The sequence below is a fragment of the Shewanella sp. DC2-4 genome (assembly GCF_013248875.1).
GTDB classification, from domain to species: Bacteria; Pseudomonadota; Gammaproteobacteria; order Enterobacterales; family Shewanellaceae; genus Shewanella; species Shewanella oncorhynchi.
Map to the genome: position 1 here is coordinate 1,362,263 of NZ_JABRVR010000002.1, position 21,621 is coordinate 1,383,883.

19 protein-coding genes and 1 other annotated feature are annotated in these 21,621 nt (G+C 47.6%); of the genes, 6 read left to right on the forward strand and 13 right to left on the reverse strand.

Annotated elements, in window-relative coordinates:
* Positions 1 to 61: 61 nt before the first annotated feature.
* From HQQ92_RS06745 to HQQ92_RS06800, 12 genes are all read right to left on the reverse strand, one after another.
* Positions 62 to 2,284 (reverse strand): TonB-dependent siderophore receptor, encoded by a 2,223-nt coding sequence (locus HQQ92_RS06745; protein ID WP_105252111.1) that lies wholly within the window; start codon positions 2,282 to 2,284, stop codon positions 62 to 64.
* Between the two features lie 96 nt (positions 2,285 to 2,380).
* Entirely contained in the window at positions 2,381 to 4,309 is a 1,929-nt protein-coding gene (locus HQQ92_RS06750; RefSeq protein WP_173244099.1) for an IucA/IucC family siderophore biosynthesis protein, read from the reverse strand.
* A gap of 9 nt (positions 4,310 to 4,318) precedes the next feature.
* The gene (locus tag HQQ92_RS06755) at positions 4,319 to 5,074 is read right to left on the reverse strand and encodes a GNAT family N-acetyltransferase (RefSeq protein WP_173244102.1); all 756 of its coding nucleotides are present in this window, start codon (positions 5,072 to 5,074) and stop codon (positions 4,319 to 4,321) included.
* A gap of 2 nt (positions 5,075 to 5,076) precedes the next feature.
* On the reverse strand, positions 5,077 to 6,579 hold the full coding sequence (locus HQQ92_RS06760) for a lysine N(6)-hydroxylase/L-ornithine N(5)-oxygenase family protein (protein WP_105252114.1): 1,503 nt from the start codon (positions 6,577 to 6,579) through the stop codon (positions 5,077 to 5,079).
* A gap of 733 nt (positions 6,580 to 7,312) precedes the next feature.
* Positions 7,313 to 7,597 carry a DUF2798 domain-containing protein gene (locus tag HQQ92_RS06765; RefSeq protein WP_028761002.1) on the reverse strand — a complete coding sequence of 95 codons (285 nt, stop codon included), beginning with the start codon at positions 7,595 to 7,597 and terminating at the stop codon, positions 7,313 to 7,315.
* 71 nt (positions 7,598 to 7,668) lie between these two features.
* Complete coding sequence (locus HQQ92_RS06770; RefSeq protein WP_105252115.1) at positions 7,669 to 8,100, reverse strand: glycerate kinase; 432 nt, start codon at positions 8,098 to 8,100, stop codon at positions 7,669 to 7,671.
* A gap of 246 nt (positions 8,101 to 8,346) precedes the next feature.
* Complete coding sequence (gene trpA / locus HQQ92_RS06775) at positions 8,347 to 9,183, reverse strand: tryptophan synthase subunit alpha (protein ID WP_173244105.1); 837 nt, start codon at positions 9,181 to 9,183, stop codon at positions 8,347 to 8,349.
* 5 nt (positions 9,184 to 9,188) lie between these two features.
* Positions 9,189 to 10,379 carry a tryptophan synthase subunit beta gene (trpB, locus tag HQQ92_RS06780; protein WP_173244108.1) on the reverse strand — a complete coding sequence of 397 codons (1,191 nt, stop codon included), beginning with the start codon at positions 10,377 to 10,379 and terminating at the stop codon, positions 9,189 to 9,191.
* 178 nt (positions 10,380 to 10,557) lie between these two features.
* A complete protein-coding gene (gene trpCF / locus HQQ92_RS06785) occupies positions 10,558 to 12,036 on the reverse strand; it encodes a bifunctional indole-3-glycerol-phosphate synthase TrpC/phosphoribosylanthranilate isomerase TrpF (protein WP_173244110.1) in 1,479 nt (492 codons plus the stop codon).
* Positions 12,037 to 12,042: 6 nt separating this feature from the next.
* Positions 12,043 to 13,089 carry an anthranilate phosphoribosyltransferase gene (gene trpD / locus HQQ92_RS06790; RefSeq protein ID WP_173244113.1) on the reverse strand — a complete coding sequence of 349 codons (1,047 nt, stop codon included), beginning with the start codon at positions 13,087 to 13,089 and terminating at the stop codon, positions 12,043 to 12,045.
* On the reverse strand, positions 13,086 to 13,688 hold the full coding sequence (locus HQQ92_RS06795; RefSeq protein WP_173244116.1) for an aminodeoxychorismate/anthranilate synthase component II: 603 nt from the start codon (positions 13,686 to 13,688) through the stop codon (positions 13,086 to 13,088). The genes trpD and HQQ92_RS06795 overlap by 4 nt, the downstream gene beginning before the upstream one ends.
* Positions 13,689 to 13,697: 9 nt before the next feature.
* Positions 13,698 to 15,356 carry an anthranilate synthase component 1 gene (locus HQQ92_RS06800; RefSeq protein ID WP_173244119.1) on the reverse strand — a complete coding sequence of 553 codons (1,659 nt, stop codon included), beginning with the start codon at positions 15,354 to 15,356 and terminating at the stop codon, positions 13,698 to 13,700.
* Between the two features lie 97 nt (positions 15,357 to 15,453).
* Positions 15,454 to 15,561, reverse strand: a sequence feature (Trp leader region).
* 210 nt (positions 15,562 to 15,771) lie between these two features.
* Here HQQ92_RS06800 and HQQ92_RS06805 point away from each other — a divergent pair.
* From HQQ92_RS06805 to HQQ92_RS06830, 6 genes are all read left to right on the forward strand, one after another.
* Positions 15,772 to 16,632, forward strand: coding sequence for a PHP domain-containing protein (locus HQQ92_RS06805; RefSeq protein WP_173248605.1), 861 nt, complete (start codon positions 15,772 to 15,774; stop codon positions 16,630 to 16,632).
* Positions 16,629 to 17,249, forward strand: a complete 621-nt coding sequence (locus HQQ92_RS06810; protein ID WP_028760994.1) for an L-threonylcarbamoyladenylate synthase — start codon at positions 16,629 to 16,631, stop codon at positions 17,247 to 17,249. The genes HQQ92_RS06805 and HQQ92_RS06810 overlap by 4 nt, the downstream gene beginning before the upstream one ends.
* A gap of 159 nt (positions 17,250 to 17,408) precedes the next feature.
* Positions 17,409 to 18,197: a ScpA family protein gene (locus tag HQQ92_RS06815; RefSeq protein WP_105252121.1), complete on the forward strand. Its 789-nt coding sequence runs from the start codon at positions 17,409 to 17,411 to the stop codon at positions 18,195 to 18,197.
* A 3-nt stretch (positions 18,198 to 18,200) separates the two neighbouring features.
* A complete protein-coding gene (scpB, locus tag HQQ92_RS06820; RefSeq protein WP_011788946.1) occupies positions 18,201 to 18,797 on the forward strand; it encodes an SMC-Scp complex subunit ScpB in 597 nt (198 codons plus the stop codon).
* Positions 18,790 to 19,665 (forward strand): 23S rRNA pseudouridine(2605) synthase RluB, encoded by an 876-nt coding sequence (gene rluB, locus HQQ92_RS06825; protein WP_028760991.1) that lies wholly within the window; start codon positions 18,790 to 18,792, stop codon positions 19,663 to 19,665. The genes scpB and rluB overlap by 8 nt, the downstream gene beginning before the upstream one ends.
* A gap of 101 nt (positions 19,666 to 19,766) precedes the next feature.
* Entirely contained in the window at positions 19,767 to 20,732 is a 966-nt protein-coding gene (locus HQQ92_RS06830; RefSeq protein WP_173244122.1) for an exo-alpha-sialidase, read from the forward strand.
* A 146-nt stretch (positions 20,733 to 20,878) separates the two neighbouring features.
* Here the strand turns inward: HQQ92_RS06830 and HQQ92_RS06835 are convergent, their stop codons facing one another.
* On the reverse strand, positions 20,879 to 21,616 hold the full coding sequence (locus HQQ92_RS06835; protein ID WP_028760989.1) for a YciK family oxidoreductase: 738 nt from the start codon (positions 21,614 to 21,616) through the stop codon (positions 20,879 to 20,881).
* Positions 21,617 to 21,621: the final 5 nt, after the last annotated feature.

Sequence of the window (21,621 nt, forward strand, 5' to 3'; positions counted from 1 at the left end):
CCTTGCGAGCCCAAGATTTGGGCTCACAAGGTTTTTCGAACGATCTCAATAAAAGTCTGACTTAGAAGCGATAGTCCAAGGTTAAGCTGGCACTTCGCGGCGTACCGTATTGGAATTGACTATATTGACCGACTTGGCTGTAGTAGCTTTTATCTAAGGCGTTGTGCAGGTTTGCGCTGAGCTTAAGTTGCTCGGTGAAGGCGTAACTCGCCATTAGACTCGCTAGCGCGTAAGAGCCTTGTTCTACTTCGACTTTAATCGTGTCTATACCATTGCCTACAGGTTTATCGGCATCTTGGTAGACGCGGCTCTGCCAGTTAACCCCTGCACCAATTTGCAATTTATGCCAATCACCACCAAAGGTATAAGTAGTGAAGAGTTTTAACTGCTGACGTGGTGACGTGGTATTGATGCGTTTGCCCTTAGGATCTTCGGTGGTGAACTGGGTGTAGCCTAAGTAAACATTCCAGTCATCAGTGATTTTACCCGTAGATTCAAATTCGAAACCCCGAGTGTTAGTGCCATCGACTTCTTTGTAGATAGGAGTGGTGGTGCCGGGAATGAGTGTGCGAGTGTCTATGCCTATGTTGTCTTGCTTGATCTCAAACACCGACAGCGACATATCTAAGGCCTCATCGAATAAACTCGCCTTAATTCCGCCTTCGTAGTTTTTCCCTTTGACCGGATCTAGATAGCTTTTATCGATTTTTTGCTTAGTTTGTGGTGCAAAAATATCCGTATAACTGGCATAGAGCGAATATTGATCGGTCAGGGCGTAGGTGAGGCCGAAGTAAGTAGTGAGTTCGTTGTTGATGCTAAAATCGTAGCGGCCGCCAAAGTTATCTTGGTCGGTTTCCCACTCATTGAGGCGTAATCCGACGAGGACAGCTAACGCGTCGCTGAGATTAAGCTGAGTTGCTACATAGGCTGCACTCTGTTTGGTTTCGCCAAATGAACCCGTGGTATAAGTTTCCTTCCATTGAGGTTTTGGATATTGGAAGTTCGGATCGCGAAAATCCCCTAAAAGCGGTACTGCAGCCGTGGGGTAATAATAGGGATTGGCGAACTCTTGGCGTTGGCCATTCCAGCCAAACATCAATTGATGTTCTAATCCAAAGAGTTGGTATTGTCCTTCGGCGCGCAAATCCACATTGTGTTGGGTGCGACTGCCGTCGACATAGGCGATAGACCCAGCCTTTGCGCCGACATTGGTTACAGGATCGGGATAGCCCATGGCCCATAGTACATCGAACTCCAATGAGTTATCGCCGTAGGTGTAAGTCCCTTTTAGGTTCCAACCATTATCTAATCTGTGTTCGAGACTCGCAAAGGTGTTGAGGCCTTGGGTATGCGCCGAGCCCCAATCGGGTGCCGTTGAAGTGGCACGATCATAGTTAGTGCGACTGCCATCGCTGTAAAATAGCGGTAAACCGCCCGACATAGTGCCGCTCGGTGTGGCATCTTGGTAATCGACACCAAGGGTAAATAAGGTGCTATCGCCAATATCGGTTTCGACTATGCCGTATAGCGTTGTGCGCTGCTGCTCGTACCTGTCTTGGAATGAATCTTTATCCTGATAGGCGGCCACCACGCGACCGCGCACAGAACCCGAATCATTTAAGCCGCTGGAAACATCGACCATACCGCGTGCATTATTCCATGAGCCCACACTTAACGACGTGCTGCCCATAAACTCTTGAGTCGGGCGTTTACGGATAAGGTTAATGGCCGCCGAGGGATTACCGGCTCCCGTCATGAGGCCAGTCGCGCCGCGTACCACTTCTACTCGCTCGTAGATGGCGGTGTCGATCAGATTATCCCCATAGTTGAAGCGAGTATCGTAGGTGGTTGGCACGCCATCGTACAAAATGCTGCTCACGGCAATGCCGCGGGCACTAATACTGTATCTGTCGTTATCCATTGGGCGGGCATTGATCCCCGCAACGCTGGTCATGGCATCAATCACGCTATTAAGCTGTTGATCGTTCATCATCTGGCGGGTGATAGAAGTGACCGACTGCGGCGTTTCTAGATAGGATAAATCGAGCCCAGTTGCCGTGTTCATCGCTTGGGTTTTATAACGGTTGTCGTGTAAGTCCTTAGCGCCAATGACATTGATGACTTCAATTTCTTTCTGGTGCTTTTTAGTCTTACTATCCGCATCGACAGTGTCAGCTGTGGCATGGGGAACCGTAGCTAACATGGCTGAGCACAGCAATAGCTTCGGGTTAACGAGGGCTTGCCGACAGACGAGTGCGATGCTGGAGAGAGGAAAAGTCTTCATAATGTTGATCTTTAATTCCGTTTAGGTTGGGGGTTAAACAAGCTGGGCCAACATTGGCCCATGCTAAAGTTTCGGGGTTATCCACTTTGTGGTGTGTTAACGTGTCCTTTGCTCAGCGCTGCTAAGCATAGGGCGCTTAAAGGCATGGCTTTGTCTAAAGGCCGCCAAGGGATTGTCGATGCCGCCGGCGAAACGCAGGTTTTTCTCCCTGTCGGCGAGGTCTATCATTTGCTGGTTATTATTCAATTGGATACGATTGAGGCAGGTGCGTACAAAACTGTCCTTAAACAGATCGTATTGGGCAAACTTGTCGGCCAAATGTGGATGCTGGGCTTGGTAATCACGTACATTGTCCGCCACTAACTCCCAGAATTGGCTTTCACTGACACTGGTTTGCTCATCGAGCAGCGGTGCTAAATAGCGGAAAATACAGTCAAAAATATCCAGTAAGATGTAGTTAAGCTTCATCTCTTCTTCAAGGCTTACTGCAAGGCGTTTTACATCATCAGGTAGCGGCTTAGCGCCATTGAGTACAGCGACTTCTTCGCCTATGTCTTTCATCAAAATCTTGACTGGCACATATTCATCGAGCACTAAAATCAGGTTTTCACCATGGGGCATAAAGACCAGATCGTAGGCAAAAAAGGCATGTAACAGCGGCGATAAATACAGGTTTAAGTAGCGACTGACCCAATCCTTTGCTGGCAAGCCTGAGGCGGCTATCAAGGCTGCAATAAGGGCCTTATCTTCATGATCCGTATGCAGTAGCGCAGCCATGGTCATCAGATTTTGCTTAGGCTCAATGTGTGGCAGTGGGCTTTCGCGCCACAGGGCAGAAAGCATTTTTTTATAGGCGCTATCTTGGGTGAGAGCCTGCTCGTAATAGGTGTGGTGGTAACCTATTGCGGCAATTTCCTTCAGGATCACAAAGCCTTGTTGGGCAAAGTAAAGATCGTTTTCAACCAAGTTTGCAACCCAAGCATTGATCTGCGGTGTGCAGCTCATGTAAAGGGGCGATAGACCACGCATAAAGCCCATATTTAGGATAGAAAGCGCGGTTTTGACGTAGCACTTTTGCGGTGATGCAAGATTGAAGAAAGTGCGTATCGATTGCTGCACTTGGTATTGCTCATTGCCTTCACCAAGATAAACCAGATCGCCACGGGCTATGTCGCCGGCAAAGACGCGGGCGATTTTTTCACGCCACTGCCAAGGGTGCACTGGTATAAAGTAGAAGTCCTGTGGATCATGCTGCTGCGTTTTAAGACGTTGTTGGAAGTCAGTGAACTGTTGGCCAAGCTCCTCCTTGAGTAACGCGTCGTGACTCAAGTTTTCGAGGGCGGCAAACGTGGTTTTGTTTTTGCGGACTCCAAGCCAGACTAACTGCATCGGCATCGCGCTTTCTGGGGCAAATTGACGGTAATCCTGCATATCAAAACCAATCCGGCCATTATTGGCGATAAACACCGGATGACCTTCTGTCATACCCGCTTCTATGCTCTGATAATCGGCTCGCGCCAGTGTGGCTGCGGGAATTGCCTGATGTGCTAACTTGTATGCCTTGCTGTAAAGAGTGCTGGTGATTTCTTCTAAATAGGTTGGTAGTAAGGTTTCACTGATCTCTAAGTCATTTTTAAGGGAAATAATCAGCGACATCGCATCGAGGGTTTGTTCTTTGCCTGCAAGTGAAACGCGGATGGTATCGGCATCAATCGCGAGATGATCTAGCTGATAATGTCGTGCACTAAAATAATAAGTGCTGTCTTTGAGCCTGAGTTCATAGTGATTGAGCCCCGCTTTTTGCCCGTATAGGGTCGGCGTAATGAGCTTCTCGTGGGTGAATTCGCAGAGGATTTTCTTCACTAAATGACGATTAGCCGCTTGCCAATAGGCGGGGGTTAAATGCTCTGGCATAGAAGTCGATGTTGTCGACAGCGCCGAGCTTTGCTGAGCATGTACTGCTTGGTCATGATGATCTTGCGTTGGCAATGGGTTAATTAATAAGGCTTTTGTGGGTAAGTTCATCTAATTCACCTAAAGAGTCGATAATGTCATTGGAGAGGTTGCAGATGCCGCGTGCGAGCTTGGCTTTGCTAGGGTTGGGCTTGCTAAGTATTGTTCTGCTAAGTTTGGCAGAGCAGACGTTGACTGAGCTGAGCTTGGCAGGGCTGAGGTTGTTTGGGCTAGGCTCGTCAAAGAGGGCGTGCTCGATGGTTGAAGGCGCTGGGCCGCAGTGCAAAATCCGAGGAAAGCAGCTTTAGTGTTTAACTGAATCGCTTTTTCATAGCGAATGCCTATCAGGCTATTTAAGCGATGAATTTTGCTATTGAGTTGATCGGGTTCAACCACGAGGCGATTAAAGGCCAGTTTTTCAAGCACGAGCTGCGCTATCGCATCCATCACCTTCAAGGATAAGCCGCTGACGGGTTTGCCATCTGGCGGCGCGATAATCAGATGCATACCACAATCACCCGGCGCAACACGATAGTGCTGACCGACTTCATCGTGGACGGGATCGTAGAGCTCCACCATAAATAGTGCTTTGGCCTGCCATTCACCTATCAAGGCAAACTTGTGTTCTGTTGTTGCTAACAGATTTTTTATGGCATCAAGGTTCAAGCCCTGCATACCCCAAAACTTGGCGTAATCTTGGTTAAACCAAGACTGTAGTGTTGGAATGTCTTGTGTAAGGTCTAACGCTCTGAACTGGAAACCATTAATGCTCGAAATAGCGGATAGTTGCGTTAAACATAGTTGCGTTAAACAATGGTTACTAAATTGGCTTGCCATTATTATGCCTCCTGGTTCGGCGCCATTAAGACCGGCATATTGGTTCCCGCGCCTGAACTTGCGCCAGAACTTGGAATCTTGGTTGGAGGGATAGTTTGTGGCGCATCAACTTGAGTTTTTCTGTGTGGCGCCTTAGGAAAATGTCTTGGATTAAGATCCAACGTGTTAATTGCATTGGCGCCGCAGGGCTGATGACTGGCAAGTTTGGCCGGATCGAAGGTTTGAAACGCGATATGTTCCTCAATGTGGTAGGGCGCATAACCGAGCACAGCTTTTAAGATGGTGCCGTTGCGATAACAGCCCATACCCAGATCTGGAGAGCTTATCCCATGGGTATGCAAACCGACATTCTGGACAAAAATATCCCCTCGAATATCTATGCTGTAATCACGCTGCACGCTAAGTTGTCCGGCGTCATCGAATTCGACTTGTTGTTTAATACCACTGATAAACTCGGGTAAACGATAGTGGTAACCTGTGCCTAAAATGACGGCGCCCGTTTCTTGCTCAAAGGTGTGATTTTTTTCATTGTGGTGGAAATGCAACTTGAGCATATTGGCTTGGGGCTCGATATGAGTCAGCGCCGCATTCGTCATCAGTCGGCATTGAAAATCGGCCAATAGACGTTTTTGATATAACAAATCGTAAATGTCGTTTATCAGCTCAGAATTTATTCCTTTGTAGAGTTGTTTCTGGCTGGCGATCAGTGAGCATCTTTGATTAGGGGTCAACTCGTGGAAGTAATCGACATAATCTGGCGAGGTCATCTCTAAAGTAAGCTTGGTATATTCCAAGGGATAAAAACGCGCTGATCGTGTCATCCAATTGAGTTGATAGCCATAGGTATCAATATCTTGTAGTAGATCGTAAAACACTTCCGCCGCACTTTGGCCACTGCCAATTACAGTGATGGCACTCTGACTCTGCAGGTAGGTTTTTTGCTGCATATAACAGGCGGTATGCATGACCCGTGCATCTTGGATTGGGCAATCCTTTGGTAGATAAGGTTCAGTGCCAGTGCCTAGCACTAGCTTTCGGCATTGATAGGAATGGGTTTTACCACTGCGCCTATCAAAACCTGTAACTCGATAAATACTTTCACCTGCGTTGTAATCCACTTGAGTGACCTTAAAACCAAATTTAAGGTTGCTGAGTTGTTGGCTCACCCATTGGCAATACAAGTTGTATTCGTGGCGGGGTAAAAAGAAATTCTCACGAATATAAAAGGGATAAAGTCTGCCCGTTTGCTTGGCAAAATTAAGGTAACTGTAGCGACTGGTGGGATCGGCCATAGTCACCAGATCCGACATAAAGGGTGTTTGTAATCTTGAGGATTTGAGTAGCATGCCTGGATGCCAGTCAAAACTGGTTTTAGCATCTAAAAATAAGCAGTTAAAGTCGTGAATAGGTTCTGATAAGGCGGCGAGGCCAAGATTGAATGGGCCAATGCCTATGCCAAGTAGATCAAAGATTTCGCGATCCATTTCCCTTTGCTGTGTACTCACTTACGCCTCCTTGGCAACATGCTACTGCGCGTTGCCGATCCAGTAATCAGTTACCTAAGGACGCAAACCAAAGTGAATGCGGTTATCAAAATAGACTGTTTGGCTATTTATCTTGCGTTGATCAACTCGCTATTTTTAGCTCAGTCCTTAGGCCATTTCCTGCTGTCTCTGTCCCGACAACGGTAGGTAAATTAGCATGTGAAAATATTCAAATGCAAACCATTCTCATTTGCGTGGGGCTGTAGGTTAATACTTTTAACTGATAAATAAGGGGGGCAGATACGGTTAATGGTACAAATAAGTAAATGATAAAGGAGTGATAATTAGGCAGCGTTTTGGGGATGTATCATTTAGGATTTTACGAGCTCTATTTTTATAAAATATATAAATACAGTGGGTTATATTCATGCTTGAGTTGGTTCGAGAGCAGAGGAAAATTGATTTAGGTGGGAGTCATGTCATCCTTATACAATAAACATAGGTGCCGCTAAACGGTCAGTGTAAATCCATTGTAAAGCGTGGACAGGGGGCTCAATGAGCGCTTTGATTTAATACGATTGGTATGATGTAGGTCGTACTGTTTTAGTTTAAGTGAATATTGGCAGGGTAACAGATCGAGCAATTATCGATGTAATTTTTAGTCGCTGTACGCATAAGAGAAGGAGTTCAAGATAAAGCCGTCCTAAAACGGCTTTGAAATAAAATAGTTAAATCGGAAGATTAAGTCGTAAAACTAGCGTAAATCGACAAAATGAGCTGTGATTTTACGCACCAAAGGTAACACCATCAGCAGTGTCGGAAAGGCGACAACCCATGAGATCAGCCAAGCGCCGAGCCAGAGTTCGAGAAATTGCGGTGAAGCGCCAACGCCATTGAAAGTGCTGATCCCAGAAACGATACAACTCATGAGAATAGAGAGAAAAAATGGCATCACCACAGTGGCATACTTTGCCGGTAATTTGGGTGTCCCCAAAAAAGTACGAGGTTTGTTATCGGGTAAAGATTTAGAAATGGTCATCGGATCCTCTAATGGATATGTATCAGGCGAATGATTTGTTACAGGCTAGCACTATACCTTTTTTTATCGACTCAATTCATCCAATTTGTTACCCAAAGCTCGCCTGTTACATTAACCCAATGGCCTAGCGAGATAGGGGATTTCCCAAGTTCATTATCAAAGGGGAGCGGTAGGTTTGATTGCAACAGGTAAATTGTATCTTCGGGTGTTTGGCTGATGTCGATGATTTGTCCTGAAGCTTCAAAGTGACAGTTATGCAGCGGAAACTTCAGATGCTGGTGTGGCGTTTGTTTAATCATATCAGCTTGAAGACTTGCACTTGCTAATCGGCCAAGCAATTCAACTGTGACCCATTGGTTAACCGGAAAGCGAATTTCGGCCTGCTGATCGCTACCTTGGTAGTAAAACCAAATTGGTGCACCATTATCGCATTTACCTGCAACTTCACCTTCAAAACCACAGCCCCAAGGCGTTAATTCGAGAATATAGATCCGATACTGCATAAAAAGTCCGTTTTTCTTCGATAGGGCATTCTATCGAGGAACTGTGACTAAATAAATACGCTGTCAGTGTAGTACTGCGTGAGTGTCAGTATTGCCTTGATAGATTGTGTTTGAGGGAGATAAAGGCTGAGTAAACATAGAGCTTGGTAAATACAAACAAAATAAGAGAGGCGACGAGTCTACCTCACTTATTTTATTTGTAATTGAATTCTTGATTTATATTGGATTATTTAAATCAAGACTCGCTTAGGTTGCAGCCTTCATTGCGCGAGTAAATTCCCCAAGCGTTGCAAGTAGCTTAACTTCATCGTGCTGGTGGGTTTCGATGATTTTTACTACGGCAGAGCCAGAAATCGCCCCTGCAGCGCCCGCTTTGATGGCGGCGCTTACCTGTGAAGGCTCGGCAATACCAAAACCGAGGAGCGGTGGCGGGGCGTTAAAGGCTTTTAATTTAGATAAAATTTCCTCTACCGGCACGCCAGCTTTCGTGTCTGTGCCTGTCACCCCCGCGCGGGATAAGAGATAGGTGTAACCTTCACCACTTTTACTCACTTGCTCCAGGGTTTCACTGTCGGCATTGGGCGGCGCGATAAAAATCGGCGCAATACCATGGGCTTTAGCGGCTTCGCTAAAGGGCGCAGATTCTTCCACTGGCACATCGGCGATAAGCACTGAATCCACACCCGCTTGCAGCGCTTTGGCGTAAAACGCATCTATGCCGTTAGCAAACACCAAGTTCGCATACAGCAGCAAACCGATTGGTAGTTCTGGATATTTTGCACGCACTTGCGCCAGTAATTCAAAACACGCCGTTGGAGTCGTGCCAGCGGCTAAAGAACGCAGGTTAGCGCCTTGGATCACAGGGCCATCGGCCAAGGGATCGGAAAACGGAAAGCCCAGTTCTAAGGCATCGGCACCGTTTTGCACTAATGTATCGATAATTTTTAGCGATAACTCAGGGCTAGGATCACCAAGGGTGACGAAGGGGACAAAAGCGCCACGGCCTTCGGCGTTGAGTCTGGCAAAGGTGGCTTGGTAACGGGCCGCTTGGTAAAGGCCTGGGTTAGTCAATGTATCACTCATGTTCGTTATACCTCTTTACCATTCAAAATGTCAGAAACGGTGAAAATATCTTTGTCGCCACGACCGGAAAGATTGACCACTAAAATGGTTTCTTTGGTGCACTCGCGCGCCATTTTGACGGCATAGGCGATAGCATGCGCTGATTCTAATGCGGGGATAATCCCTTCACAGCGCGCCAGTTGTTGGAAGGCTTCTAAGGCTTCATCGTCGGTAGCCGATTCATAACGGGCGCGGCCTGTGGCATTAAGATGCGCGTGCTGCGGGCCAACGGAGGGGAAGTCCAATCCGGCTGAAATCGAGTAAGATTCTTCGATTTGCCCTTCGCTGTCTTGCATCAAAGGCGCTTTCATGCCGAAGAAAATACCTGTCTTACCGTGTTTAAGCGGCGCGCCGTGCATTGGCGTGTCTATGCCTTTACCCGCAGGTTCGACGCCAATCAGTTCGACACTTGGTTCGTCGATAAAGTCAGCGAACATGCCGATAGCGTTGGAACCGCCGCCAACACAAGCGATAACGGCATCGGGCAGGCGACCTTCACGTTCCAGCATTTGCTTCTTGGTTTCTTCACCAATAATGCGTTGGAATTCACGCACGATTGTTGGGAACGGATGTGGCCCCGCAGCTGTGCCGAGTAAATAGTGGGCCTTTTCGTAGCTGCCAGACCAGTCGCGCATCGCTTCGTTACAGGCATCTTTTAGGGTGGCAGAACCTGAGGTGACAGGGATCACTTCCGCGCCCATCAAACGCATTCTAAATACGTTAGGTGATTGGCGCGCAACGTCTTTGGCACCCATATAGACTTTACATTTTAAACCTAATAGCGCGCAGGCAAGGGCGGTGGCAACGCCGTGTTGTCCTGCACCGGTTTCGGCAATAATTTCTTTTTTACCCATGCGCTTAGCCAGCAGGGCTTGGCCTAACACTTGGTTGGTTTTATGGGCGCCGCCGTGGAGTAAATCTTCCCGTTTAAGGTAGATTTTCACCATAGGATTTGGGCTTAAATTGCGGGTTAAGGTCAGTGCTGTTGGGCGACCCGCATAGTTTTTCAATAAATCGGTAAACTCGGCTTTAAAGTCTTCATCTTCCTGCGCTTCCACAAAGGCAGTTTCTAATTGCTTAAGGGCTGGCACTAAAATCTGTGGCACATACATGCCGCCGTATTCACCGAAATAAGGGTTAAGCTTTAACTTTGACATACCTTTTTCCTTATCTTATCAATCAGTTTGTCAGTGGCTTGATGGTGCTAACAGCGTCTTGGGGTTAACCGCATCGTTATCTATTTGGCCACTGGCATTAATAGGTTCATATTGTTTGTTGAGCATCACTCTTGTCCTGCACCAACAGCATCTAGGGCTTCTTGCTTAGCGCGATAGGCTAGAGACGTAAATGGGCAAAAGCCGTTTGGATCAGTTGCGCCGATTTAATTCCTGCGGCGGTTTCTAGGCCAGAATTAAAATCTAAACCGTAAAATCCTTGGGCATTGGCACTGGCCGCATTGTCGGCGTTGAGTCCGCCAGCCAACATGGCATGGGCTTTTTGTGGGCAGAGGGATTTCACATCAATGCTTTGCCAATTAAAGGCTTGGCCCGAGCCGCCAAATTGGTCTGCCGTTTTACTATCAAAGAGATATCGCGATGCTCCCTGAGGTAAGTTACCAAGCTCACCCGTTTGCGCATCGACGCTGACGGCTTTCCAAATTTGAGTAGTGAGTCCCGCTTGCTCAAGTCGCTCTGCGAGTTGTGCGATTTCAAGTTCAGTTTCAGTGCCATGCAGCTGTACGGCAGATAACTGCAAACTGGCTGCGGTATCCGTAATGGTGCTTGGCGCGGCATTAACAAACACACCGACGAATTCAATGGCGGGAGCCGCGGATGCGCGATATTCCCTGAGCAATTGTTCAGCGGCATTAAGGGTTAATGCGCGCGGGGATTTTTCAGCAAAAATCAGCCCGGCATAGACGGCGCCTGACGTTGCCGCGGCGCGAATATCTTCCATGCGGGTGAGGCCGCAGACTTTATTGTGACCGAAGATCAATTTACGGCAGGCTAAGTCGATATCAGCCTCGGCCATTATCGAACTACCGACGAGGAAACCATCAACCAGTGGACTCAGGCGGCGTACTTGCTGATTGTTGTAGATGCCTGATTCGCTGATCACCACGCGGTCGCTGCCAATGTGTGGCGCTAAGGCTTCTGTGGTGGCGAGGTCGGTACTTAAATCCCTTAAGTTACGGTTATTGATCCCAATAATCGGCGCATCTAATGCGATGGCGCGTTTAAGTTCTTCTTCGTTACTTACTTCAGTCAGCACATCGAGTTGATACTGAGCGGCTTCTTTCGCTAGGCGGTGATATTGCGCATTATCGAGTACGGATAGCATTAACAGAATGGCATCGGCACCTTGGTGGGCGGCGAGTTTAATTTGGTATTCATCGACAAAAAAATCTTTGCACAGAATAGGTTGGTTCACCCGAGCGCGCACCTTAGGGATATAGTCCATATCCCCTTGGAAAAACTGCTCGTCGGTTAATACCGAAATGCCCGCCGCATATTTTACGTAAATATCGGCAATGGCTTCTACATCAAACACATCGCGGATAAGCCCTTTGGACGGGCTGGCTTTTTTACATTCTAAAATGTAACCCGCCTTGGGCGCCTTGAGTGCGGCAAATAAACTGCGGTCAGAGATTTTTGGCGACAGACTGGCCTCGGGGAAACGCAGCTTCAGGGCGGCAATATGGGCAGCTTTGGTGTCGACTATACGGGTTAACACATTACTTTTTGGCATAGGGTTTGTTTCTGCCTGTGGCTGAGTTCTCATATCTTGGCTATTTGTTATCAGTTCTTGAGTCATTGCCACTTATTCCTTTGTTTCACTGCTGACTTTAGCTAATTGGCTTAACAATTCAAACGCTTTACCGCTTTGTATGGTACTGAGCGCAAGTAAGGTTCCTGTTTTCACTGAATCAGCAATCCCACACACATATAAAGCACAACCGGCATTGATGGCGACCGCATTGGCATGTGCATCTGTGCCACAACCTTTCAAAATTGCCTCGGTGATCAAGGCATTCTGCGCGGGTTCGCCGCCTTCTAAGTCACTGATTTGTGCTAAAGGCACACCTAAATCGGCGGGTGTGAGTTGATACTCTATGATGTCGCCATCTTTTAATTCGGCCACTTGGGTGTTGCCGTGCAGCGCGACTTCATCTAAACCGCTGCCGTGCACTACCATAGCGCGTTTTGTGCCAAGCGCCTTTAATACTTTTGCTATTGGTAAGACTAACTCAGGGCTATACACGCCAAGTAACATAAATTCGGGGCGGGCAGGATTGATAAGTGGCCCTAACACATTGAATAAGGTGCGCGTTTTCAGTGCTTGCCTGACCGGCCCCGCATGTTTTACTCCGCCGTGGTAGTGGGGCGCAAATAAAAAGCACAGGTTCAATGCGTCGAGGCAACGACTGGCGGTGTCTGGTGACATGGTTAAGTCAATGCCAAACTGCGCCAATAGATCCGATGAACCCGATTTACTCGACACGCTACGATTGCCGTGTTTGGCGACCTTGGCGCCCGCCGCCGCGGCAACAAAGGCCGCAGTGGTGGAAATGTTGATGGTATTAAAGCCATCGCCACCGGTGCCAACTATGTCAACGATGCCATTGCTAAGGTTATCGCCATTCGAGTAGGGAAACGTCTTGGCGGCGGCGCGCATCGCATCGGCGGCGCCGCTGATTTCATCAATGGTTTCGCCGCGCATCTTGAGCGCGACTAACATGCCCGCCATAGTGGCTTCACTCATTTCACCGCGAATTAACGCGCTAAAAATCTCAAAGGTGTGCTCGCGACTTAAACTCTTACCTTGGTATAAAACGTCGAGTAAAGGCTGAATATTGTTTGTACTCATGCATTTACTCCTGCTGTCATGTCTTGGGTCAGAAATGCCAAGGTTTGAATGAGCAGTGTGCTGCCCAGCGTCGTCAGAATTGATTCTGGGTGGAACTGAAACCCAACGGCTTTATGCTCAGGGTGCAAAATCGCCATCGGCATAGCGTCAGTGGTTGCGATCACTTGCAAGCAATCCGGTACTTGAGTGGCGACGAGACTGTGATAACGGGCAACGGGCAGGGGAGAAGGCAAACCGGCAAATACGCCAGTACCGTCATGGAAAGTCGGACTTGCCTTGCCGTGCACCACAAAAGGTGCGCGTGCCACTGTGCCGCCGTAATATTCCACCATGGCTTGATGCCCAAGGCAGATACCCAGCATAGGCACCTTACCCGCAACTTTGGCGATAAGTGCCATCATAGAACCCGCCTCATGGGGTGCGCCAGGACCGGGTGATAACACGAGGGCTGCGGGTACTTGTTCGTTAAGCAGTTTTTCAGCAATAAAATCGGCGGCAACATCGTTGCGGTAAATCACCACTTCACAGCCAAGGCTGCGAAATTGATCCACTAGGTTGTAGGTAAAGGAGTCAAAGTTATCGAGTAGATAGAGTTTCATGTTTGGCTCCTATTTATATTGCACTGAAGAGGATTGAGCTGACGATTCATTTACTGGCGATTCATTGACTAGCAGTCCAGCGCCCATCTTGATGGCTGAAATCACAGCTTGGGCTTTTTGACGGGTTTCATCTGCCTCGCTTTGTGGATCAGAATCAAATACCACGCCAGCGCCCGCTTGAATAAAGGCGGTGCCATTTTTAACAAAGGCGGAGCGGATCACGATGCAAGTGTCCATATCACCAAGGGCATTAAGGTAACCCACAGCGCCGCCATAGCTGCCGCGGCGGGCTTTTTCTGCTTGGCGTACCAGTTGTGATGCACGTACTTTTGGTGCGCCCACTAATGTGCCCATATTCATACAGGCCTGATAAGCATGCAGGGCATCTAAATCTTGGCGCAGTTGACCCGTTACGCGGCTGACGAGGTGCATCACGTGGGAATAACGGTCAACTTTTAATAGTTCGGCGACTTTGCGGCTGCCGCTTTGGCTGATGCGTGCGATATCGTTGCGCGCTAAATCGACCAGCATTAAGTGTTCCGACAGTTCTTTTTTATCTAAACGCAGTTCAAGTTCAATACGGCTGTCTAAGTCAAAATCAATCTCGCCCGTGGCGGTTTTACCGCGTTTGCGGGTTCCTGCAATCGGGTAGACTTCCACCTGATTACTGCTGGCATCAAATTTGAGCGCACTTTCTGGTGAGGCACCAAAAAGCGTGAAATCTTGGCCTCTGAAATAAAACATGTAAGGGCTAGGGTTAGTCAGGCGCAGGGCACGATAAGCCCCTAAAGTATTCGGGCAAGGCAAACTAAAGCTACGGGATGGCACCACTTGGAAAATATCGCCCGCAATAATGTGTTCTTTCAAATCGATAATGGTTTGTTTGAACACCTCATCGGAAATATTGACTTGCTCAGTTGCGTCAATGGCGACCAGTGTCGGTATATCGGCAGGTGAATTACCCAGAGTTTTACATTGTGTGCTTAAACGCTGTACTCGCTCGCTTAGCGCTGCGGTAATGGTGGCATACTGGTCGGAATCGCCACTAAAATTATGGGTAATGATGTCAGCTTGTTTCAGTTTATGGTCAATAAGGATTAAGGTTTCAGCGAGGTAAAATAAGTAGTCTGGGCAATCGTTATCGCGGTTCGGTACGGCAGGCAGTGGTTCGACAGTATCAATCAAGTCGTAGGCCAGCACGCCACCTAAAAACAGATCCTCAAAGGCGGGCTTGGTCTGGCTGTCAGTATGGGCGCCACAATCAATCTGCTGGATAAACATCCGCAGGCCATCGAGTGGCGAGGTCGATTTTAAGCGTGCATCTTCATCCTGCAGCTGAGTGTCTTTTTGCAGCGTGACGACTAAGGTCAAGTTATCTCGGGCCACATTGACTGCTGTACTGAAAAACAGCGCGATGGGAGCAAGTAAGCTCGCGCCATTGTCGGTCAGTGCGGTGAAGGTCAACTGATAACCGTCACAGCGGATCATCATGGCGGCATGGGTCATTACCATGCTTTTTAAGTGATCTTTACTGTCGATTTCGGCCGATTCGAGCAACATAGTATGGGGCGCATCTTGGGTGATGTGCTGATATAAGCGTAGTGGATCGCTGTGGTAGGTTAATGCCGCCTTGAGTGTGCTTGAGCGTGCGAATGTCTGTTTGGGCATGTTCATATTCCAGCTACCTTATAAAATGTCTTTAACATCATGAGTTATCTCGCTTTCTTAATTTTTTACCCGAGTCTGCCGACATTTTTCGCACCTAACAAAAAAGCCCGCATTTCTGCGGGCTTCTTGTTGATTCTGGTCACTTTCAAATGAGCACAGAGCTTCACACCACCCGCTACGTTGGGAAGTGCCACCACCAAATGATGTTTAATGAAGCGTTAATATGTGTCATTCAAAAGGGTCTCGCTAATTCGTTAATTGATGTATAGAAAACCTTAGCTGGAGCTGAATGTCAATTGAATATTTTTCACTTCCTGCGATTTATTCGCTGCAATGGTGCATAAAATTGATGTTACTCAGCCACAAAATACGAGATAGCAGCGCATTTGTTAACAAGTTCGCGTACAATAGCGCCATGAATACTCAAAGCATATTGGCTGATCTACATAGCCACACGACCGCGTCCGATGGTCAGTTAACGCCGTCTGAATTGGTGGCCAGAGCCCTTGAAAAGGGTGTGCAGTTATTTGCCATTACCGATCATGACACAGTGGCTGGTTTACCTGAAGCCCGTGCCTTTAATCAGGCTCAAGCTACTCCATTGAAATTGATTTCTGGCGTGGAAATCTCTACTCGCTGGAACAGTTACGATATCCACATAGTGGCGCTTAACTTCGATGCTGATAATCCAGCGTTATTAGCATTTTTAGAAAACCAGCGTGAATTACGTGAATTACGTGCTCAAGAAATTGGTCATAGATTAGCTAAAGCTGGCATTGAAGGTGCTTACGAAGGTGCCAAGGCGTTGGCGGGTGATGCGGCATTGAGCCGTGGACATTACGCTCGCTGGATGGCTGAAAATGGTTATGCTGTGGATATGCCCAGTGTCTTTAAACGCTACCTTGCCCGCGGTAAAACCGGTTATGTGCCTAATAATTGGGGTGATATGGCCAGTGCTATTGATATCATCCATAACGCAGGTGGATTAGCCGTGTTGGCGCATCCCAGTGGTTATAAGTTATCGGCTAAGTGGCTTAAGCGCTTAGTGCGTGAATTTAAAGAAGCGGGTGGAGATGCCATGGAAGTGGTGCTTGGCCAGCAAACGTTAGACGACAGGGCCAATCTTGTGGCGCTGAGTGTCCAAAACCAGTTGCTCGCATCGATAGGGAGTGATTTTCACTTTCCGAGCAGTTGGATAGAATTAGGTAAAAATCTGTATCAGCCCCAAGGTATTGATTGGGTCTGGCAATCGGAATCTTGGATGGAACGACCATGAGTCAGTTTTTTTATGTACATGAAGTAAATCCGCAAACGCGGCTTATTAGTCAGGCGGTCGCCGTATTGAAAAGCGGCGGTGTGATTGTTTATCCCACCGATTCGGGTTATGCCTTAGGCTGCCTGATTGGTGAGAAAGACGCGATGACGCGGATGGCGAGAATTCGTCAAATTGAGAACGATCATAACTTTTCCTTGATGTGCCGCGATTTATCCGAGCTTGCGACCTACGCTAAAGTGGATAATCAGGCGTATCGCATCCTAAAAAGTTGCACGCCTGGGCCTTATACGTTCATTTTCAAAGCGACTAAAGAAGTACCGCGTCGCTTACAAAATGACAAGAAAAAGACCATAGGTATTCGTGTGCCCGACAATGTGATCGCACTGGCGTTGCTTGAAGCCTTAGATGCGCCGCTGATGTCGACCAGTTTAGTGATGCCGAATGCAGAATTTGCCGAGTCTGATCCTGAACAAATTCGTGATTTGCTCGAGCATCAAGTGGATGTGATTATCCACGGTGGTTATTTAGGCGAAAAGCCAACGACTGTGATTGATATGTCTGAAGATGGCGCCGAGATTTTACGTGAAGGCGCGGGTGATATCACGCCGTTCCTCTAAATCTGCCACATTAGATTTATCGCTAATGGATGCGGGTAAGTGATTCGGATAGTGGTAGTCAACATTTGGCAGTTTTATCGCCGTAGATTTACAGGTATAATCGCGCGTTTGGCGTTAGCCTAGGTTGGATAGCGCAGTGTTAACGGAGCAAGATAGCGGATGCAGGGCACGCAACAAAGTTTACCCTTAGCCGTTATTCGTGGTCAGGCAATGACCGAAATGCCGCTGGATTTGTTTATTCCGCCGGAGGCATTAGAAGTATTCCTCGAGTCCTTTGAAGGGCCATTGGATTTGCTTTTATATTTGATCCGTAAGCAAAAATTAGACGTTGTCGATTTACCCATTCAGCAAATCACCGCGCAGTATTTAGAATATATTACGTTGCTGACTCAGGCTCGAATTGAACTTGCCGCCGATTACTTAGTGATGGCGGCAACGCTTGCCGAGATTAAATCCCGTTTGCTGCTGCCGCGTATGGTGGCCGAAGATGAGGTTGAGGAAGATCCACGGGCACAACTTATTCGGCAGCTTAAAGCCTATGAAGTGATTAAAGAAGCGTCGCAAAAACTCGATGATTTGCCGCGACTCGAGCGGGATGTGTTCCAAGCCAAAGCGGTGGCAGCACCTGACATTAAGCCGTTAATGATCCCGCCAGAAGTTTCGCTGTTTGAAATTGCCCGCGCCTTTGGTGATGTACTCAAACGTATCGATGCCTATGAAGATCATCATGTTAAGCGTGAACAGTTATCGACCCGTGAGCGCATGAGCCAGATTTTAGCCATGTTGAACTCGGAAGATTTTACGGCATTTGAACGTTTATTTACCCTAGAAGAAGGCCGTGCCGGCGTGGTAGTCACCTTCTTAGCTTTGATGGAATTAGTCAAAGAATTATTGGTGGAATTGTACCAAACAGAGCCGTTTTCAACTATTTACGTTAAGGCCTATTAATTGATGCAGATAAATCCGACTCAATTAAAACAGCTTATTGAAGCGAGTTTGTTTGTATTGGGGAAACCCTTGTCGGCGAAAATGTTGAAAGACACTGTATTGGTGGATTTCACGGTTTCCAGAGACAAAATAAAAGCTGCATTGGATGAGCTGCAGCAGGATTATCAAGACCGAGGTGTACAACTTGTGAAAGTCGCTGGGGGTTATCGCTTCCAGACCTTAGAAGTCTTGAGTCCTTTTTTGCAACCCCTGTGGCAAGAAAAGGCGCCTAAATATTCGCGTGCGACATTAGAAACCTTGGCGGTGATTGCCTATCGTCAACCTGTGACTCGCGGCGATATTGAACAGGTGCGCGGTGTGGCTATAAGTAGCCATATCATAAAAAGTTTGTCAGATAGACATTGGATTAAAGTAGTTGGCCATAAAGAAGTACCGGGGCGACCCGCGTTATATGCCACTACCTTAGAATTTTTAGCATATTTTGGCTTAGACACCTTAGCGGATTTACCGCCGCTGTCGGATACTGAGTCATTGCAGGCGGTTTTTTCAGGTTTGAAATCAGCGCCAGAACAGTCAGAAGAGCAAAATACTAATGAGTGAAAAATTGCAGAAAGTCTTGGCCCGTGCAGGCCATGGCTCCCGTCGTGAGATGGAGGCATGGATTGCTGCAGGCCGAGTTAGTATTGATGGTGAAATTGCTAGCCTTGGGGATCGTATTGAAGCTGATGCTAAAGTGCGTATCGATGGCAGAGCCATTTCGTTAAAGTCTGCCGAAGATGTTATTTGCCGTGTGCTGGCATATCATAAACCTGAAGGTGAAATTTGTAGTCGTAAAGATCCTGAAGGCCGTCCAACGGTATTCGATCGCTTACCTAAAGTGCGTGATTCACGCTGGGTAGCGGTGGGTCGTTTAGACATTAACACCTCAGGCTTATTGTTGTTTACGTCAGATGGTGAGTTGGCGAACCGTTTAATGCATCCATCGAACGAAGTCGACCGCGAATACGCAGTGCGTACCTTTGGTGAAATCCCTGAGGCTACAGTACAACGTTTACGTACTGGCGTCATGTTAGAAGACGGCCCTGCGCAGTTTGATAGCATCAAACCAGCGGGCGGCGAAGGCATGAACCAGTGGTGGCATGTGTGTTTACGCGAAGGTCGCAACCGTGAAGTGCGCCGTTTGTGGGAATCCCAAGAAGTACAGGTGAGTCGTTTGATCCGTATTCGTTATGGTATGGTCGAACTGCCAAAATCACTGCCTCGCGGTGGCTGGGTTGAATTGCCCGTAGAGCAAGTTAACTACTTGCGTAAGCTGGCGGGTCTTGAGCCCGAAACTCGTACTATGCTCGCCGCTGATAAACACAGCGTAGCCCGTGCTCAGGTGAAGAGTGCTAAAATTCGCCGCGCCGTACGTAAGCATAAAGTAACCGGATCGGGAAAACCTAAGCCATCGCGTCAGCGCAGCTAAGTTGTTTTATCCCAATGAAAAAGGCCGCTAAGCGGCCTTTTTGCTTTCTGTTATTTGCAGCTATGTTATAACAAGTCTCAGTTGGATTGAGGAGTGAATGGATGAAGCTAATTTCAGTGAAACGGATTTGGGAACACGCTGCCCATAATGCGTTTACCGATTTAATCACGTTTCAGGGGGCACTGTTTTGCGTTTTCCGTGAAGGGACTGCCCATGTGTCACCCGATGGTGCGCTACGAATTCTACGCTCAGCGGATTTAGGCGACACTTGGCAGAGCGTGGCGCTGATCCGTTCGGATGAGGCGGATTTACGCGATGGCAAACTGATTGAGTATCAAGGAGAATTACTCTTACTCGGCGGCGGGACTTTACACGATAAGTCCGGCTTACAATCACATCTTTGGCGCTCAGCCAATGGGCTAGCGTGGTCGGATGCGTTAAAAGTCGCTGATAAAGGCTATTGGTTATGGCGCTTAACCGAGCATCAAAATGCACTCTATGGCGTGGGTTATCGCGCTGGGCCTGATGGCGATACCCGCTTGTATAAAAGTGATGATGGGGTGCAGTTTGAGACTTGGTTAAAGGTGTTTAATAATCAAGGTTATGTCAACGAAACTGCCATTGTTTTTCATCAAGAAAACGGCTTTTGTCTATTGAGGCGCGATCCAGTATGGGGCCCAGAATTTGTCGGTTTACTCGGCCGCAGTCAAATGCCATTCACTGATTGGCAATGGCAAGAACTCGATAAGCGCATTGGTGGGCCAGTGATGTTAATGTATCAATCCCGTTTGTTGGCTGTAGTGCGTTTATACGATGAGCAAGTTCGTACGGCTTTAGTTGAAATTCATCCAGATACTGGCGTGGTTCAAGAACTACTGACACTGCCATCGAAGGGCGATACCAGTTATGCGGGCGTTGTGATTGACGGAAATGAGTTGTGGGTAAGTTATTACTCCAGCCATGAGTTAGCTGACTCACAGCTGGATACACAAAATTCGCTTGATGAGTCAAACAAAGTCGCCAAAGCTAAAACGATGATTTATTTTGCAAAAATTCAGTTAAGCTAGGATTGGCGGTGCGGTATCTTTGTCGTACTTAATATCATCGACAAGTTCTGGGTTTCATTTTGAGAATATCTAAAATAATAAAGAGCCATAAATAGGCCCTTTAATATTGCTGAATCATACCGGCAGAAACTCAATAAGCGATTCGATTACTGTGCGTTAAACTGCTGTCCGTTGACGGCACTAGAATCTTGCCCCATCAAATAGAGATAGGTCGGCATGATCTCTTCAGCGGTTTTGAGATCCAGTGGATTCTCTGCAGGGTACGCTTTAGCGCGCATCTCAGTGCGGGTAGCTCCAGGATTGATGCTGTTAACTCGAACTGAGGTGCCATCGCATTCATGGGCGAGAACTTGCATCATGCCTTCGGTGGCAAACTTAGAGAAGGCATAAGGTCCCCAATAAGCGCGGCCTTGACGACCCACACTGCTCGACGTAAAGATAATCGATGCACTGGGTGCTTGGCGCATCACAGGTAGTAATGCTTTAGTTAGCATGACTTGGGCCGTGACGTTCACTTTGAGCACGTCTTCGAGTGATGGAATATCTATGTGTTCAAACGGACCTAAGGCACCGAGTAAGCTAGCATTATGTAATAAGCCGTCTAAATGATCGAATTGCTCGGCTATGGTATCGCCCATATCGCGATAATTTTGTTCCGTTGCGCCCTTAAGATCCAATGGCACTATGGCAGGTTTGGGATAACCGGCTTGTTCTATTACGTCGTAAACTGCTTCCAATTTTTTCACTGTTTTACCAAGTAAAATCACAGTGGCGCCGTGTTTTGCAAACTCAATGGCGGCGGTTCGGCCTATGCCAGCACCAGCGCCTGTGACTAAAATTGTCTTGCCCTTGAGTAAATCTTTTGCTGCTTGATATTCCAACATGAGTC